Source organism: Pseudomonas marginalis, from assembly GCF_001645105.1.
GTDB lineage: Bacteria > Pseudomonadota > Gammaproteobacteria > Pseudomonadales > Pseudomonadaceae > Aquipseudomonas > Aquipseudomonas petroselini.
In genome coordinates, this window is record NZ_LKEG01000032.1 from 112762 (window position 1) to 113112 (window position 351).

Consider the following 351-nt stretch of genomic DNA (forward strand, 5'->3'; position numbering starts at 1 on the left):
TGAGTTGAAGTCCCTGTTTGGTGAGCCCTACGCCAAGAGTGCTGTCAGCGAGACTGGCGAAAAGTGGATCTACACCTACACCAATGGCTCAGCCCATGCCCAAAGCTACGTGGTCACTATGAAGGTGACGACTACTGGCATTCAGAAGACCCTCGACGTCTTGATCCGAAATGACGTGGTCATCAACTACACGTTCAGCGAAGGCCCTACGCCCGGCACAACTACCGCCACGAACTGAATGCAACCTTAGATTGGGCCACTTACCGCTCTCAATCAGTTGTTGATGGGTCATTGCTAAATGCAATGCTCATATCGTACGACGCTATGATCTTGCTCGAGTGTATGCCATGG

At 51.6% G+C, this 351-nt stretch carries 1 pseudogene (only partly in view); it reads left to right on the forward strand.

Annotated elements, in window-relative coordinates:
• Positions 1-238: pseudogene (locus AO064_RS31565) on the forward strand (hypothetical protein); it begins 141 nt to the left of the window's first position.
• Positions 239-351 lie beyond the last annotated feature (113 nt).